This is a genomic window from Croceitalea sp. W27 (assembly GCF_055693185.1).
In genome coordinates this window covers 809,866-825,383 of record NZ_CM146327.1, presented here as the reverse complement: position 1 = coordinate 825,383, position 15,518 = coordinate 809,866, and the positions used below count along the sequence as shown (strand labels likewise).

At 38.3% G+C, this 15,518-nt stretch carries 13 protein-coding genes; 8 read left to right on the top strand and 5 right to left on the bottom strand.

The genetic code is table 11. From position 1 onward, the window contains the following. From ACZ1GR_RS03790 to ACZ1GR_RS03770, 5 genes are all read right to left on the bottom strand, one after another. Complete coding sequence (locus ACZ1GR_RS03790; RefSeq protein WP_472610907.1) at window positions 1-1,812, bottom strand: amidohydrolase; 1,812 nt, start codon at window positions 1,810-1,812, stop codon at window positions 1-3. A gap of 57 nt (window positions 1,813-1,869) precedes the next feature. After that, window positions 1,870-2,619: a hydrolase gene (locus tag ACZ1GR_RS03785; RefSeq protein ID WP_472610906.1), complete on the bottom strand. Its 750-nt coding sequence runs from the start codon at window positions 2,617-2,619 to the stop codon at window positions 1,870-1,872. A 50-nt stretch (window positions 2,620-2,669) separates the two neighbouring features. Continuing rightward, window positions 2,670-3,383, bottom strand: coding sequence for a pirin family protein (locus ACZ1GR_RS03780; protein ID WP_472610905.1), 714 nt, complete (start codon window positions 3,381-3,383; stop codon window positions 2,670-2,672). A gap of 33 nt (window positions 3,384-3,416) precedes the next feature. Continuing rightward, window positions 3,417-4,241 carry an AraC family transcriptional regulator gene (locus ACZ1GR_RS03775; protein ID WP_472610904.1) on the bottom strand — a complete coding sequence of 275 codons (825 nt, stop codon included), beginning with the start codon at window positions 4,239-4,241 and terminating at the stop codon, window positions 3,417-3,419. Window positions 4,242-4,418: 177 nt separating this feature from the next. Next, window positions 4,419-5,381 carry a helix-turn-helix domain-containing protein gene (locus tag ACZ1GR_RS03770; RefSeq protein ID WP_472610903.1) on the bottom strand — a complete coding sequence of 321 codons (963 nt, stop codon included), beginning with the start codon at window positions 5,379-5,381 and terminating at the stop codon, window positions 4,419-4,421. A 195-nt stretch (window positions 5,382-5,576) separates the two neighbouring features. Between ACZ1GR_RS03770 and ACZ1GR_RS03765 the strand changes: the two genes are divergently transcribed. From ACZ1GR_RS03765 to msrB, 8 genes are all read left to right on the top strand, one after another. Further along, complete coding sequence (locus ACZ1GR_RS03765; protein ID WP_472610902.1) at window positions 5,577-9,317, top strand: sigma 54-interacting transcriptional regulator; 3,741 nt, start codon at window positions 5,577-5,579, stop codon at window positions 9,315-9,317. Between the two features lie 163 nt (window positions 9,318-9,480). Continuing rightward, on the top strand, window positions 9,481-10,059 hold the full coding sequence (locus tag ACZ1GR_RS03760) for a Crp/Fnr family transcriptional regulator (RefSeq protein WP_472610901.1): 579 nt from the start codon (window positions 9,481-9,483) through the stop codon (window positions 10,057-10,059). Window positions 10,060-10,219: 160 nt separating this feature from the next. Next, window positions 10,220-10,585, top strand: a complete 366-nt coding sequence (locus ACZ1GR_RS03755; RefSeq protein WP_472610900.1) for a nuclear transport factor 2 family protein — start codon at window positions 10,220-10,222, stop codon at window positions 10,583-10,585. Window positions 10,586-11,234: 649 nt separating this feature from the next. Then, window positions 11,235-11,951, top strand: coding sequence for a pirin family protein (locus ACZ1GR_RS03750; RefSeq protein ID WP_472610899.1), 717 nt, complete (start codon window positions 11,235-11,237; stop codon window positions 11,949-11,951). 100 nt (window positions 11,952-12,051) lie between these two features. Continuing rightward, window positions 12,052-12,756: a cysteine hydrolase family protein gene (locus ACZ1GR_RS03745; protein ID WP_472610898.1), complete on the top strand. Its 705-nt coding sequence runs from the start codon at window positions 12,052-12,054 to the stop codon at window positions 12,754-12,756. Further along, on the top strand, window positions 12,756-13,322 hold the full coding sequence (locus tag ACZ1GR_RS03740) for an RNA polymerase sigma factor (RefSeq protein WP_472610897.1): 567 nt from the start codon (window positions 12,756-12,758) through the stop codon (window positions 13,320-13,322). Before ACZ1GR_RS03745 ends, ACZ1GR_RS03740 begins: the two co-directional genes overlap by 1 nt. Window positions 13,323-14,047: 725 nt before the next feature. Next, entirely contained in the window at window positions 14,048-15,049 is a 1,002-nt protein-coding gene (gene gap, locus ACZ1GR_RS03735; protein WP_472610896.1) for a type I glyceraldehyde-3-phosphate dehydrogenase, read from the top strand. After that, the gene (gene msrB / locus ACZ1GR_RS03730) at window positions 15,046-15,486 is read left to right on the top strand and encodes a peptide-methionine (R)-S-oxide reductase MsrB (RefSeq protein ID WP_472610895.1); all 441 of its coding nucleotides are present in this window, start codon (window positions 15,046-15,048) and stop codon (window positions 15,484-15,486) included. Before gap ends, msrB begins: the two co-directional genes overlap by 4 nt. Window positions 15,487-15,518 lie beyond the last annotated feature (32 nt).

Genomic DNA, 15,518 nt, shown 5'->3' with positions numbered 1-15,518 from the left:
TTAGTTTGTTTGGTAGCCCCCATAATATTTTACTGGGGACCAATTCGGTATTACTTCGGGCAATTCAGGATTCAAATTCTTGAATTCTTTGTCACCAAATACTACCTTGCCACCCACAACGGTGAGAACAGATGTTAAATCATTAATTTGCTTTTCCGGTATGGTGAAATAATCGTCGGATAGAATTGCAAAATCCGCATACATACCATTTTCAAGTGTCCCTTTGACATTCTCTTCCTTGGAGACCCAGGCGCTACCTTGCGTATATAAATGCAAGGCCTCCTCACGTGAAAGAAGATTAGAAGGCTCTGCCAATTGAAAATCCCCGGCAGTCTTTCCGGTAACCAACCAATATAATGCTGGCCAAGGATTGTAACTTGCAACCCTAGTGCCGTCCGTTCCCGCTCCTACTGGAAGTTCCATAGCTATCATTTTTCTTACCGGCGGTGCTTGTTTTGCCTTTTCAGCTCCATAACGCTCTACAAAAAACTCACCGGCGTATGCCATACGCGCTTGTATGGCAACACCCCCATTAAGGGCTTTAATGCGTTTTAATTCACTTTCTTTAACAGTCTCAGCATGATCAAATAGCCACCTTTCCGATGCTAGCTTTCCGTTCGTTTCTTTATTCACATCCTCTAATACATCAAGCATATTGGCAATGGTCTCACCATAGGTCGCATGAATTCGAAATGGCCACCCCTTGTCTACATGTAACCGAACAATTCTCTTTAAGTCTTCTCTCCATGTGGGCCTGTCCTTCAGTAAAGGTTGTGGAGCAAGAAAATTTTCAAAGTCGCCAGCACTCCAAGCTAGAAACTCTCCACCGCCTTCCAACTCATAACCGTGATCTAAATGAATTTCTCCATTGTTGCCTACTTCATTGGCGGCCATCCAATCTAAAAACTCTTGATATTCTGAACCCTTATTTTGAGGGAATAGGTAATAGGATAGACGAATGGGCATTTCCCCTGAATCGGCAATTGTTTTTGTACCCGAATAATCTTTCGGGAATTTATGGCCTCCGCCACCCGCATCTATACCGCTGGTAATGCCGAAGCTATTAAGCTCTCGGTAAAAGTGTCTCGTGCTATTGACCATTTCAGCTTCCGATAATGGGGGTAATGCACCAATTCGGGCATATAAAATAGTGGGATTGGGCTCTGCCAGAAGTACCCCCGTCAGTTTGCCATTCTTATCTTTTTCAAAGCTGCTTCCCATCGGTGCCTTCGTGTTCTCATCAATTCCTAAAAGATCAAGTCCTGCTTGGTTCAACCATGCACGACTGTATAGAAAAAGTACATATGCAGGCACATCTCCAGTAGCTTCGTTGATTTCCTCGGGAGTGGGAAAACGTTTCTCGGCAAATTGGAATGGACTCCACCCACCAATAACTCTTACCCATTGTCCTTTTGGTGTTCTGGCAGCTTGCTCTTTGAGCATTTCCAATGCACGTTTTAGCGTTTTAACTCCATCCCACCGCAATTCTGTATTGAAGAATCGCCCACCCCTTGTAAGGTGTAAATGTGAATCATTAAGCCCTGGTATGAGTGTTTTTCCATTGGCATCGAGTAGCTGTGTGTTTACTCCTTTCAACTTTAAAATATCTAAAGAACTGCCTGTATCGAGTACTTTGCCGTCTTTGATCGCAATGGCTTCAGCAATAGTATTTCCTGAATTCATAATTGCGACTTTCGCATTGGTAACTATAAGGTCCGCTCTGTTCTCCTGCTTTGCTTCCTTAACATTTTTTGCGTCTTTACAACTAAAGGTGCAAACTATGAGCAAAAGAAGTATTCGTATATTTTTCATGCTAAAGATTTAGATAATACCCCCTTGCTTATTCTAACAAGGGGGCATTGTTATAATTTAATGTTCACTGCCACCTTCCTTCATCCAGTCACTCATTGTTTTGATATAATCTATGCCCAACCCATAGGCCCCACCGTATCTCTTAGAGATTTTTACCACTTCTGCATATTGATCACTTCGTGCCCAGTCTCTGTGTATCTCTAAAAGATATTGAAGAGATGTAATTGGTTTTACACCAGCTTGTATCATTCTTTTAATGGCCATATCGTGAGCTTCTTGAGAGGTTCCTCCGCTGGCATCGGTAACCACATACACTTCATAGCCGTCTTCCATGGCGGATAAGGATGCGGTAAGTACACATACCTCCGTCCATAAACCGGCAATTACCAATTTTTTCTTTCCCTTATCTGCTACGGCTTTTACTACTCGTTTGTCCTCCCAAGAGTTCATAGTTGTTCTATCTATATATTCCTTTTCATTTGGAAAATATTCTTTGATTTCTGGGAAAAGTGGTCCACTAAATGATTTTTCCGCTACTGTCGTTACGACAGTTGGGATTTCGTACAATTTGGATGTAGCGGACAGTAAGCCTGTATTGTTTCTCAACTCCTCTATGGGTTGTGACTCAACTGCGAAAGCCATTTGACTTTCGTGGTCGATCATCATTAAGGTATGATTTGTAGGATTCAATAACTCTTTAGAAGCGTTGGCCGGATCATTGTTGGGATTCGGATTGTATTGATCCCATTGAGCGAATATTGCAGCGCTCATTAATAATGCTAAGACTGTTACTTTGATAGTTCTCATTTTATTAGTTTTTATGTCATTATGACGATTGATAATTATGATTTATGTACTTATTTCATTGGGACTTCCATAAGAAGTAGTTCGGTATAGCTATTTGCCTTGATACTTAATTTTTCAATATCCCATATTCCTAATCCATCTCTTTCCTCTAAAGGTTGATGATTGATGGTGGCCTTCCCTTTCAGAACAAAGGCATAGACTCCATTTTCAATGGGTTTGTTTAAATCATGAGCGAGCTCTTTTCCTTCATCTAAATTCGTCATATGAAACCAGGCATCTTGATGAATCCATACACCAGCATCTTCTATGTTAGGAGAAACTACTTGTTGTAATTTATTCTTTCGATCAGCTATATCGAGCGTGATTTGGTCATATCTAGGAGTGACATTATTTTTATTTGGAAAAACCCAAATCTGTAAAAATTTCACTTTTTGGTCTGGGTTATTATTATATTCAGAATGCTGAATTCCCGTTCCGGCGCTCATTATCTGCACATCGCCAGATTTGATGACAGTTTTATTACCCATACTGTCTTCGTGCCTTAGATCGCCTTCTAGCGGAATAGAAATAATTTCCATATCCTTGTGAGGGTGGGTTCCAAATCCTTGAGCTTCCGATACGGTATCGTCATTCAAGACTCTTAGAAGACCAAAATTCATCCGCTCTGGATTGCGATAATTTCCAAAACTGAAGGTGTGTTTTGAATACAACCAACCGTGATCCGCCGTGCCCCGCGTGTCTGCTTTATGAAGTATTTTATTCATTGCTTTAAGTTGTTTACCATGTTAATGTTCTGTTTATCCTACAGCAGCAAGGCTTATTATATTTGAGTTGATACCGCTTGAAATTTCTCGTTCTCTAAATGTTGTCCTAAATCGCAATGGTGAAATGCCAAAGCTATTTTTAAAAAAACGTGAGAAATCATCCGGCTTGCCAAGCCCGATACGCATACCAATTTGTATCAAATTCTCATCTGACTCGATTAGCAATTTCTTGGCATATCCTAATTTTACGTTCATTATATAGTGATAAGGCGTTTGACCTGTGCTCATTTTCAACCTGCTTATTAAATCATATTTGCTTAACCCTGTTATACTGGCCAGACTGTCGGTATTGATTGAACTATTCATTTGGTTTTGGATGTAGGTCTTGATTTGGTTGACTTGAAATGGAGCTAGACATGCTTTTTTGTCTTTTTCTTCCAATAGGTCATGCTTGTAGATACTTTTTATCAGATATTCTGCTAAAGAGACAATCATATTTTTCAGATGGTCTTTATCTTCATGTGGAGAATGGAGCATTTCTTGAATAATATAAATGGCAAGCTGATTACTCACTTTGTTATCCAATAGGTGCTGTGAAGTAAATTTTTCGGGATAAAGAACATTCTCCATGATTCCGAAGACACCATTGCGCAGGCCTATGAGCAACGGTCGGTCAGTTTTAAAAGATTTTGTGGTCTCTAAATTGAAAAATGTACGAAACGTTTTTTCTTTTGATGCATAAGGGCCTTCTTTGTCTTTATCATTGATTAAAAACAAGACAACCGGATTACTGGGGAGAAGTGATGCCACTTCTTTGTTCGTACCCAAAATACTTTTTAAATCTTTAATGTAGTGCATAGCTGTTGCTTTTTAAAGGCACTTTAACCGGGTTAATAGAACTTGGTAATTCTTGATGCATAAACCTAAAAAGGTTTTAATTCCTTCCATCTATAGAAAGTCAAGTTTGTATTTCACTTTTGTTTATTTATTGTATTCCTTTTGTTGCAAAGGAGTGTCTGTTTTAGTTTGGTGCGGTTAAGCGGTAAGACGTTGTGCTTTTTTAAATTCTAACGGGGTCATCTGCTGGTATTTTTTAAAGAACCGTATAAAGTAACTAGCGCTTTCAAAGCCAAGGTTATACGCAATTTCCGAAACTGTATGATCGGTGTGCAAAAGATGGCATTTGGCTAAAAGTATGGTGCGTTCATCAATGATGGTCTTGGCAGATTTACCACTGGCCTTACGAATGCATTCGCCAAAATAGGTGGGGTGCATATGCAACATTTGTGCATACTCTTTAACCTTTAGCGGTTTCAACAATTCTCCTTTTGAAAGTTTTTTGTAGGAATCATTCAGCAAATCTAAAAAGCGGTTGTAGATATATTCCAAGGAGCCTTCAAGTGGTGCTTCTTCTTTAACATCCAACTGGTCGGCATACATTCTGTTAGTCTTTATCAGAAGCTCAAAAATCCAAAACTTTACCAATTCCTTACCATGTTTATCAGGGTTGTTGAACTCGTGGTATATATCATTAAAAATGGTCTGGAACGTATCGAGTTGCGATTTTTCGAGTTCAAATTTTCGTTTTACGTTCGTTATTAAGTAGTCGAATGTATTGATGAGATTTTTGTTGTCAACTGCTGTCAGTAGAAAATCTTGGGTAAAAACCACTAGAAAACCTTTCGGAGAAACTATTTTATTCCATGTTTTTACCTCACCCGGTTTTGAAAAGAAAATTTCATTCTTCTTTATACTGTAGCTATTAAGCTGGTTTACCTTATCTATTTGACCTTCTTTTAAGAAGTAAATCGTAAAAAAATCGCAAATGCGGGGAATGCTGGTAAAATTATTTGTGCCCTTGATATCTTCTAATCGACAAATGAAGAAATTACAGTTGTTGTCCAAGTCCGCATGTTCCGTTCTATTGGAAGGGGGCAAGATATAGTTGACAAAACTCTTTATTTTCAAATGCACGAACAGATTTATATTATTTGGCATGATTTTTTATTTTATTCTTAGTTATAAGGCATAACCATGCCAAGCCAAAAGAATCTATTTATAAATCATAAATAACTGATAAACAAATAGTTATATATTAAAAACTATTTGCATACATTTGGAAAGATTTTGTTTTCGTGATTTTTTCACGAATAAATATCCCGTATTTCGTGAAAAAATCATGAATAACATGCTATGAAAATAAAACCGCAAACCGCTTCTCAACTCTCTAAGCAACAATTGGAAGGCCTGCTTACTATTGGCGCGGAAATAACCACTACACAAAATAGTCAGGAACTTTTAAAGGTAATCTATGGGCAGATACAGTCCATTTTCCCATTTGAAAGCTCTGGATTATTTGTGATAGACGAAGCCGCTGATCAACATTATGAAATAATCGATGAAGAAATCTTGCCTGATGGTCTAGATTCATACCTGTGGAAAGAGGGTGGCTCTAATCAAGGACCTTTTCCACATAAGGGATCTGTGGTTGCATTCATCTTGAATCAAGATCCTCAGGTATATAATATTGAGCATCTGATTAAAGTATTTGACCACCCTCAATTAAAACCCATGTATGATGCCGGGCTTCGCGAAATGTTAGCAGGTCCCCTTATTTCAAGAGGCAAGAAAATAGGAATGCTTGCTTTCAATTCAACCAAAGATGATTCTTTTTCGGATACAGATTTGTTGATGTTTCAATTGCTGTTAGAACAAGTGGCTATAGCGGTAGCAAATATATTGGCGAACGAAGAAATAGTATTGCGGAAAAAGCAGACCGATGAACTGCTTGAGGTTACTTCGGCCATCTCTAACATTAACTCTGGGCCAGAACTTGTTAGGGCGATTATTGATAAACTACAGCACGTTTTTCCCTTTGATGATGTGGGCCTATTTCATCTGGACCTTGAAAACGGAAAAGAACGGGATTTAATCGTAGATTATGACTACGATACCCATACCCTTGCTACAAAAAGTATTCGAGATGCTGGCATTATAGGTTGGATGCCTATTCAATCTGGAACTATGTTTATTGTCGAAAATGGACCAATTGCCGTATCTGTCAAAGAATTTTTTGCAAAGGTTGACCATCCCCATAAAGAATTTGTTTTAGCGCAAGGGTTTGAACAGCTAATGGCAGGGCCATTAAGAAAGGGTATAAAAACAATAGGCCTTTTATACTTTTTTAGTAAGACCAAAAACTTCTTTGATGATAAGCTGCCGCTTTTTTCTTCCATAGCCGATCAATTGAGTTTGGCACTGAACAATATCTTGGCCAATGAAGAAATCATACGGGAAAAAGCTTTTAAAGAGACTTTATTGAGTATTAGTGAAGCGGCTACCAACATTCGTGATCGTGAGAATCTCTACCAAACTATAATGGGTCAAATTCTACCCATAGTACAGTTTGATGATGCGGTATTGTTAATACTTTCAGAAAATTCAAAAAATTGCACCCACATACTTACAATGGCTTCTGAAAAGCGAAAAGAACACCAAATTTATGGTCAAGCTGTTCGGCAAGCCCTTCCTGTCGAAAACAATGCTATAGAAGATTTTTTTAATGGGAACGGTTTTAAATGGTATCGACTTGATGAACTAATCAAAAAATATCCGAATGATCCAGGTTTGATCTTAATGCGTGATACAGATTTAAATCATACCCTGGTACTCAAGTTAAGAAGGTCGGGCGAAACATTCGGAATACTTCAATTTCATTTTGAGCAATATCAAGACGAAAACGCTTTTACTGACAGACTTTTATCCAATATTGCCGATCAGCTTGCGGTTGCGGTAAGTAATGTAATGGCCAATGAAGAAATCATACGAGAAAAACAAAAAACGGAAGAGCTTCTAAAAATCACAAAATCTATTGCAAACATTAGTTCTGGTCCAGAATTGGTTCGAGCTATTTTTAATAAGTTACAATCGGTATTTCCTTTCGATGATGCCGGGTTATTTCAAGTAGATTTTGATGCCGATTGTGAAAGGGATTTAATTGTTGATTACAATTACAAAGGAACACTTTCAGAAGAAACATATAAAGCAGGTATCGTTGGTTGGCTGCCCCTACATAAGTTAATTCGCCATTTTTCAGATAATGGGCCACTTATTATGAAGTGTTATGAAATGTACAAAAATTTTGAGCATCCTCATTTTCCGATACTACAAAAAGAAGAATTTCAAGAAATCATTGCTGGCCCTCTTATGCAAGGTGCCAAATCTATTGGTGTACTCTGTTTTTTCAGCAAATCTGAAAATTTCTTTAATACCAAAATGGACTTATTCAATTCAATAAGAGACCAACTCGGTTTAGCCTTGCAAAATGTGCTTGCCAATGAAAGCCTTCTGCGTCAGAATAAATGGCAAAGTCTAGAGAATAATCTGGCACGTACCATCATACAAGATGAGCCCTTAGAAATTATTTTTAAGCAAGTACTCGGCCTTTTAAGAGATAGTGTTCCCTTCTATTGTGCACACGTATTAATCAAAAATCAGGCAGATGGCACCATGAAAGAGCCCCATAATTTTGAATGGCTTGCCAAAGATGAAATCAGGTCGCTTTCCAATACAGATTTCACGGCCACTTATAAACTAGATATCAAGGCTTGGCTTGCTCTGCAGAAGTATCTGGGCCATTCGGAGCTTTTAGACACCCTACATCTTGTAGCTGACAAAAGAAAAGTTAAAATACTCGAATCTTTAAAAATTGATTCTTTCTTAAAACTCACATTGGCATTGAGCAATAAGAGCGAAATAGTCTTTATACTCTGTTCTAAACAACCCAATGCACTTACGACAGAGCATCACGATTTATTGGCATATCTAAAACAGACCTTAACCTTATCCTTTGATAATGCTTCTGCAAATGAGGCTGTAAAATCACTGTCAGAACAATTGGCGCTGGAAAAAGAGTACTTGAATACGGCTGTAAAAGAAGCCTACAATTTTGACCAAATGGTAGGTGAAAGTGATGTGATGCACTCGGTCTTTGACCAGGTTCAAGAAGTATCCTCGGTAGATGCCAATGTATTGCTACTGGGCGAAACAGGTACCGGAAAAGAATTGATTGCCAGGGCCATTCACGATAACAGCAATCGCCACGACCGCGTTATGGTAAAGGTAAATTGCGCGGCGATACCTTCTCAAATTGTGGAGTCAGAACTTTTTGGTCACGAGAAAGGTGCCTTTACCGGCGCGGTAAAGCAACGTATCGGTAAGTTTGAGCTCGCACATAAAGGCACCATATTTCTAGATGAAATAGGAGAAATGCCACTGGAACTACAGACTAAATTACTACGCGTACTTCAAGAAAAAGAAGTGGAGCGTTTGGGGAGTAACGAAACCATTAAGCTAGACTTTAGGCTTATTGCGGCGACCAACCGAAACCTGGAGGAAGAAGTCAGTAAAGGAAACTTTAGGGCAGATTTGTTTTATCGTCTTAGTACGTACCCCATATATATACCGCCTTTAAGTAGTAGGGATGACGATGTGTTTTTATTGGCAGATTTCTTTGGCAGGCAACTTTCAGAAAAAATGGGAATTCCGTTCAGAGGATTTACTTCCCAGACACGTTCGGCTTTTCTCAATTATGAATGGCCCGGTAATGTGAGGGAGCTTCAAAATATGGTAGAGCAGGCGTTCATTGGTCAAAAAGGAAAAGTGCTGGATATTTATCCAGGTAGGAATAGGGTCCCCGCCTTTGTGACAGCCAACTCTGAAGGAAAGCAGACCTCAAGTGCTTTTCCCATAAAAGAGTCCTTTGATATGGAGGATATCAAAAAAGAAAAAGATAAACTTGAACGAACTTATCTTCTACAGGCCCTTAATGAGAATAATTGGAAGGTAAGCGGTAAAAATGGGGTCGCTCAATTATTGGGGGTAAATCCTTCGACCCTAGAGTCACGTATGCGTAAATTGAATATACAGCGATGATTCTTTTACTATGACTTCTATTTTCAATAGCTAAATGTTTCTTATCTTCTGAAGATTTAAGACATAGATTTGAGTTTAAGATAAACAATACAATTGTGACAATAATCACAGAAATCGTAGTTGAATTTTGATAATTTCATAGCCAATAAAAAGCTCAAAAGAATTGTACTCAGAAAATGAAGTAGTACTTCGGAATACGTTAGACAAATTTGACATCCTCAACGATAAGGAGTTTTCAGAATTTTTGAATGTCTGCGTTTACAAGAAGTTCGCCAAAAAAGAATATATTTTAGAATCCAGCAATTACAACCACGGTATTTACTTTGTAATTTCTGGGGCAGTTGGCCTTTTTGAACTGATTGATGGTAAAGAGATGTATCAAAATTTCTTTTTAGAAGGTGAATTTGCCAACGAACTAAAAAGTTTGACTACCCAAACACCTACTACAAAAAATCTCATTGCCTTAAGCGATACAACTTTGTTTTATTTAAATAGGAAGAAACTTCTCGACCTCTATGAAAAATCGGTTACATTTGAACGATTGGGGCGCAAACTTCTGGAGCATATCTTGAACGGTCAAAATGAAATATCTTATGTTCTTCAATCCTTAAAACCCGAAGAGCGCTACGAATACTTAGAAAATAAAAGACCTAATCTACTAAGTTCCATTCCTCTTACCTATTTAGCATCTTATTTGGGCTTAGCTAGAGAAACCTTGAGCCGAATAAGGGCGAAAAAATAGCCAGCATCATTTTGTGATTTAAATCACAGATATTCTTTTTTCCTTACGATAGTTTTACCTCATAATTTAAACCCAAAACATTATGAAAAAATTATCGATAGCACTTTTGACTGTTATTTGCTTTGCCACAAGTTGTAAATCCCAAATTCAAAATAATTCAATGAAAACAGAAAAAGAAATAAAAAATGTAATAGAAACCTTTGTTAAGGCGGGCGAAGAAAGAAATGTTCAATTGTACGATGATATTTTGCATGAAGATTTTAGGGTGATTGCCAATCGATATCCAACGCCAGACAAAACTTCTATAATTCCGGCAGCAAATTATATCGCGTTAATTACTAAAAAGGTTATTGGTGGAACAAAGTACAAAGTGACTTTTAAAAGTATTGAAATTGCAGAACATTCTGCGACGGTCCGAGCTGAATTGAACGCAGAAAAAGGCGGGCAGTTGGTGACTTTTCTCTTGATTCAAAATCCAGAGAGCAAATGGCAAATCATTACAGATATGGTCGTGCAAACAAAATAACGATTTACTCTGAACAGAAAATAGGAAGTGATGAGCATAGTAATCATTGAAGTTGACAATTGTCAACATAATTTATCCGCTAACACGACTATTGTAAAATTGAGCGGTTTTTATAGATGAATCGGATTCAAAAAATTAAATCAGGAACGGATTTACTGACGCAAGGTTGAATGTACTTCCTGAACTTGCAGAGAGTATCGTATTTAGTAAAGGGAATCCTGATTGATTGTAATTACAGGTTTTCTGAATACAGACTATACAAAAGGGTCTGGTCTTAACCCGACCATGGCTAAAGCTGACTAGTTTCTTTAAACGATTTGCCAAACACTACAAATATTCCTATAGATTTTATGGGTGCACCTACCCTAAAACAGGCGATTCAATCAAAAAGGGTTCATTATCTAAAATGAACCCTTTTTTAGAAAATGAATCAGAAAAGACTTTTAGATCAAATATAAAGCCGTTTTCATGTAGGGCTTTATGCCAATTCAGAGGTGTCTAAAAGGAAATGCTCTAAAAACGGTACGGATTTCTATTTTTAAAACTAACATGATTACTGGAATTTGTGCCCATCCATTCCCATATTCAACCACTAATTTTATTCATAATATTAATTGGAACCTGTATTGCCAGGGGCTGAGGACATTTTATGAATATCGAGATACATAAATCTGAAACGCGGGGTGTAGCCCATTTAGATGGAATACAAATTAAACACACCTTTAGTTACAAGAATTATTATAACAAAGATAGAATAGCTTTTGGCGGCTTAAGGGTATTAAACGATTACACGCTTGCACCAGACAAAAGCCTGAAAAAACGGGCTTTGAAAAATATGGAGGTGCTCTCCATTGTACTTAGCGGAGAGCTGATCTATTCTGATTCAATGACCAATGAGCAAGTGCTGAAAAAAGGAAGCGTTCAAGCCATAAGTGCGGGTACTGGACTCGATATTTTAATTGGTAATAACAGCCGCAACAACGAAGTGAAGTTTCTTGAATTATGGGTATTTCCAGCGGTGGCCAATGTTGGGCCTAAAAACTTTAGTGATGAACTGCCATCCGAGTTGACTCGGAATGAACTAAAAGCTATTTGTACTCCAGGCAATAAAGTGGGGTCTATTTGCAAGAATTTAAATGCATGGGTCTATATGTTGCATCTGGATCCTAACGTGACACTGCAATACAACTTGAATAACACCGATGATGGTGTTTATGTATTTGTGATAGCCGGTAAAGTTTGGATAGAGGGTCATGAACTTTTGACACGTGATGGCTGTGCCATAACGAAGACCGATACGATTAGCTTTAAAGGCAAGGAGTTGACACAACTTTTGATTATTGAGGTGCCCATGAGATCGAGATAATGAAAAGGCAGCATTTGATTAGGAGCACCAAAAAGGGAAAGACATCAATTGAGCATGATTGTAATACTCGACTATTTAAAAATATAGAATCAGAATAATTATGAAATCAACAAAAAAAGCACAAGACGGTAAGGCGGAAGCAAAATTACCCGTGTCGGGATTTGAGATAGATGCCACAACAGCGATAGTCATTGTAGACCCTCAAAATGATTTTTTAAGTGAAAATGGAGTTGCATGGGGCGCCGTAGGAGCAAGTGTTGTAGAAAATGATACCATCAATAATCTTGATATACTCTTTAAACTGGGTGCTGAAGCTGGCATACATATTTTTGTGTCTCCGCATTATTATTATGAACATGATCATGGTTGGCAGTTTGAAGGTGCTTTAGAAAAGTTGATGCACGCGATAAAAATGTTCGACCGTGGCGACCAATTGAATGTAGATGGCTTCGAAGGTTCGGGAGCGGATTGGCTTCCACAATACAAAAAATACATTGCCGATAAAAGTAAGGTTACCGTAGTGGGACCTCATAAAGTCTATGGGCCTACGAACAACGATTTGATGCTTCAATTACGGAAGCAGCATATCAATAAAGTAATCCTGGCCGGTATGTCCGGGAATCTATGCGTGGAGTCGCACATGCGCGAATTGCTGGAGCACGGTTTTGAAGTGGCCATAGTTGGTGATGCCACGGCCTCTGCTAAATTACCGAATTTGGATGGAGACCAGGCCGCACAGACAAACTTTGCGATGATGGCCAGCCAAGTGTACACCACTGATCAGTTAAAAGCGATTATTAAATAATGGAAGCAGGTACTTTACATTCACTTGAACCTACAAAATGGGTAGCTTCTTATAGTGCACTGCTATCAAATTACGCGCGTTCGAGGGTACATGACCATTTGGTCATTGAAGATTTAGTACAGGAAACGTTTTTGTCAGGACTAAAATCGCAACATCGTTTTCAAGGGAAGGCCAAGGAAAGTACATGGCTCATCGCTATTCTCAGACATAAAATTATAGATCATTATCGAAGTGTTAATAGCCGAAAAGGGCAAATCAAAAAAGCGATGATCAGCGAGACTGATTTGCTCGAAAACTATAACCTGGAAATAACTCTAGATACTTTAGAGGATAATGAAACAATGAAAAATATTATCGCATGGGAACTGGAAGGTATTATTGACGATGGTTTTGACATTCTCACGAAGAGAGAAGTTGAGGTCATGAAATTAAAAATGAAAGGATACGACACCAAAGTGATTTGCGAAAGACTGAAAATGAGCAGAGAGAGCTTCTGGGTAACTACCTTTAGAGCCAGGCAAAAATTAAAAAAGTATCTCAATTTAAATTGGGCCATGATTTCTTAGAAAGTATTCGAAAGTGTATCATTCATATAATGTCTTTACAAAACCGCAATTTTTGAACAGCACCGTGAATTACTAAATAATAGGTTAATTAAAGTAGTCATCTTCGAAGTAGTATGATTTACCATCTTAAAACCATTGCATATGCAAACGAATACCCATCAAAATAGATTTTTACTAGTCGCAAAATGCGCTTGTGAGTATTTAAAAATATATACCCTTTTCTATGTGGTACGACCTATTTTTTTAGTGTTCGCGCAATGGCGAAAATCTAATCCATTACGTGAAACGAAATAATCGTAAACCATAACGGGCAATGTCAAAAAGTACGTTACATATTTTTCTCATATGCCAGCAAGATGAGGAAAGGAATAGAAGTTGTAGCGGAGAACTCCGCTTAATAGATAAAAGTTAGTTTTGATTGGTTTGGTTGCTAATAAGGGCTGTGGTGGCCCTTATTTTCTTTTCGGGAGTTATGTGCAATATCTGGGGAAATTAGTATAAGCCGAAAGGTCTTTGTTTAAAATACTTTTACACTAATGTTAAAACAGCTTAAGTAGATAATCAAACTAATCTGGAAATCGATGAGAGCCTATTATTTCAGATAATCTCTAATTATGGACTGATACGGGATACCGGCATAATGCCATATCTGACAGATTCAAACGAATTAGATTCTTAAAATAGTGAATGAATAAAAATTGTAAAGAAACCTAAAATCAACAACAATGAAAATAGCAATCAACGGAATGGGACGCATCGGTAGAGCTGCGCTCAAAGTAATATTAGAAAATAAAGATTTAGAACTGGTAGCGGTAAATGATATTATAGATATCGAGAACGTTGCTTACTTGTTGAACTATGATACCGTGTACGGAAAATATGAGCATAAAGTCACATACACCGGCACGGCATTGGAAATAAACGGAAAAACAATTCCTTTTTACAGCGAGCGCAATCCCGAAGAGTTGCCTTGGGAGGAACACAAGGTAGACTTAGTCATAGAAAGCACTGGTGTTTTTACGGGCTATGATGACGCAGAACGGCATATCAAGGCAGGAGCAAAAACAGTCATTATCTCGGCACCTACAAAAAGCGTAGAAGCACCCACGGTTGTACACGGTGTAAACACGGAAGCGGGGCATACTTCAGTATTTTCTTGTGCCAGTTGTACGACCAATAATATTAGCCCTATTGTTGAAATTTTAGGAAGGCGACTCGGTGTCAAAAAAGCCATAATGACGACAGTGCACGCATACACCGCTTCGCAAACCGCGGTAGATGGACCCAGCAAAAAGAACTTTAGAATGGGGCGTGCGGGAGCAGCTAATATTATCCCAACCACAACGGGAGCAGCCATTGCAACCACTAAAGCATTGCCAGAATATGAAGGAAAATTTGATGGGGTTGCCATAAGAGTTCCTATTCCAGTTGGCTCTTTGTCTGATATGACCTTTGTAATGGATAAAGATGTAACCGTGGAAGAGGTAAATGAGATTTTACAGGAGGAGGCAAAAACAGACCGATATAAATATGTTATTGATACTACTTACGACCCCATTGTATCATCAGACATTATAAAAAGCCCTTTTGCATCCACCGTAGATCTGAGTATGACCCGCGTCGTAGATGGAGATTTGTTGAAAGTAATGACATGGTATGACAACGAATGGGGCTTCACCAATCAAATGGTACGGCAAATTTTGGATATAAATAAGTCTAAACAATGAACAGGAAGGACATTATTCACTGTATGGTCAAAGATAATCGTAAACCGCCAAGTCGGGTCAAAAAAACGGATGCCGAATTGAAAGAACTGCTTACGCTCGAGCAATACCAGATAACCTGTAAAAAAGAGACCGAAGCAGCCTATTCCGGAACATTAAGTAGTATCTTCGAAAAAGGCGAATACCAATGTGTCTGCCTTGATACGCCCCTTTTTCATTCCTCCGGTAGATTCAACTCGAGTTCAGGATGGCCTAGTTTTACCGAGCCGATTGAAAAAGGTGAGATTAAATACGGGATAAACGTAAGTTTTGAAACGGTCTGGCTTGAAACGCTTTGTAATATCTGCTATGCCGATTTAGGCTATGTTTTTCTCGATGGCCCTGAATCTTTGGGACTGAGATTTTGTATCAATTCTGAAGCTATAAAGATAAAGAAATAACTAAGCTGGGATGAAAGGTATTTCCTCTCATG

Coding starts and splice junctions, on each gene's coding strand:
- ACZ1GR_RS03790 (WP_472610907.1), bottom strand. CDS start 1,812: ATGAAAAATATACGAATACTTCTTTTGCTCATAGTTTGCACCTTTAGT.
- ACZ1GR_RS03785 (WP_472610906.1), bottom strand. CDS start 2,619: ATGAGAACTATCAAAGTAACAGTCTTAGCATTATTAATGAGCGCTGCA.
- ACZ1GR_RS03780 (WP_472610905.1), bottom strand. CDS start 3,383: ATGAATAAAATACTTCATAAAGCAGACACGCGGGGCACGGCGGATCAC.
- ACZ1GR_RS03775 (WP_472610904.1), bottom strand. CDS start 4,241: ATGCACTACATTAAAGATTTAAAAAGTATTTTGGGTACGAACAAAGAA.
- ACZ1GR_RS03770 (WP_472610903.1), bottom strand. CDS start 5,381: ATGCCAAATAATATAAATCTGTTCGTGCATTTGAAAATAAAGAGTTTT.
- ACZ1GR_RS03765 (WP_472610902.1), top strand. CDS start 5,577: ATGAAAATAAAACCGCAAACCGCTTCTCAACTCTCTAAGCAACAATTG.
- ACZ1GR_RS03755 (WP_472610900.1), top strand. CDS start 10,220: ATGAAAACAGAAAAAGAAATAAAAAATGTAATAGAAACCTTTGTTAAG.
- ACZ1GR_RS03750 (WP_472610899.1), top strand. CDS start 11,235: ATGAATATCGAGATACATAAATCTGAAACGCGGGGTGTAGCCCATTTA.
- ACZ1GR_RS03745 (WP_472610898.1), top strand. CDS start 12,052: ATGAAATCAACAAAAAAAGCACAAGACGGTAAGGCGGAAGCAAAATTA.
- ACZ1GR_RS03740 (WP_472610897.1), top strand. CDS start 12,756: ATGGAAGCAGGTACTTTACATTCACTTGAACCTACAAAATGGGTAGCT.
- gap (WP_472610896.1), top strand. CDS start 14,048: ATGAAAATAGCAATCAACGGAATGGGACGCATCGGTAGAGCTGCGCTC.
- msrB (WP_472610895.1), top strand. CDS start 15,046: ATGAACAGGAAGGACATTATTCACTGTATGGTCAAAGATAATCGTAAA.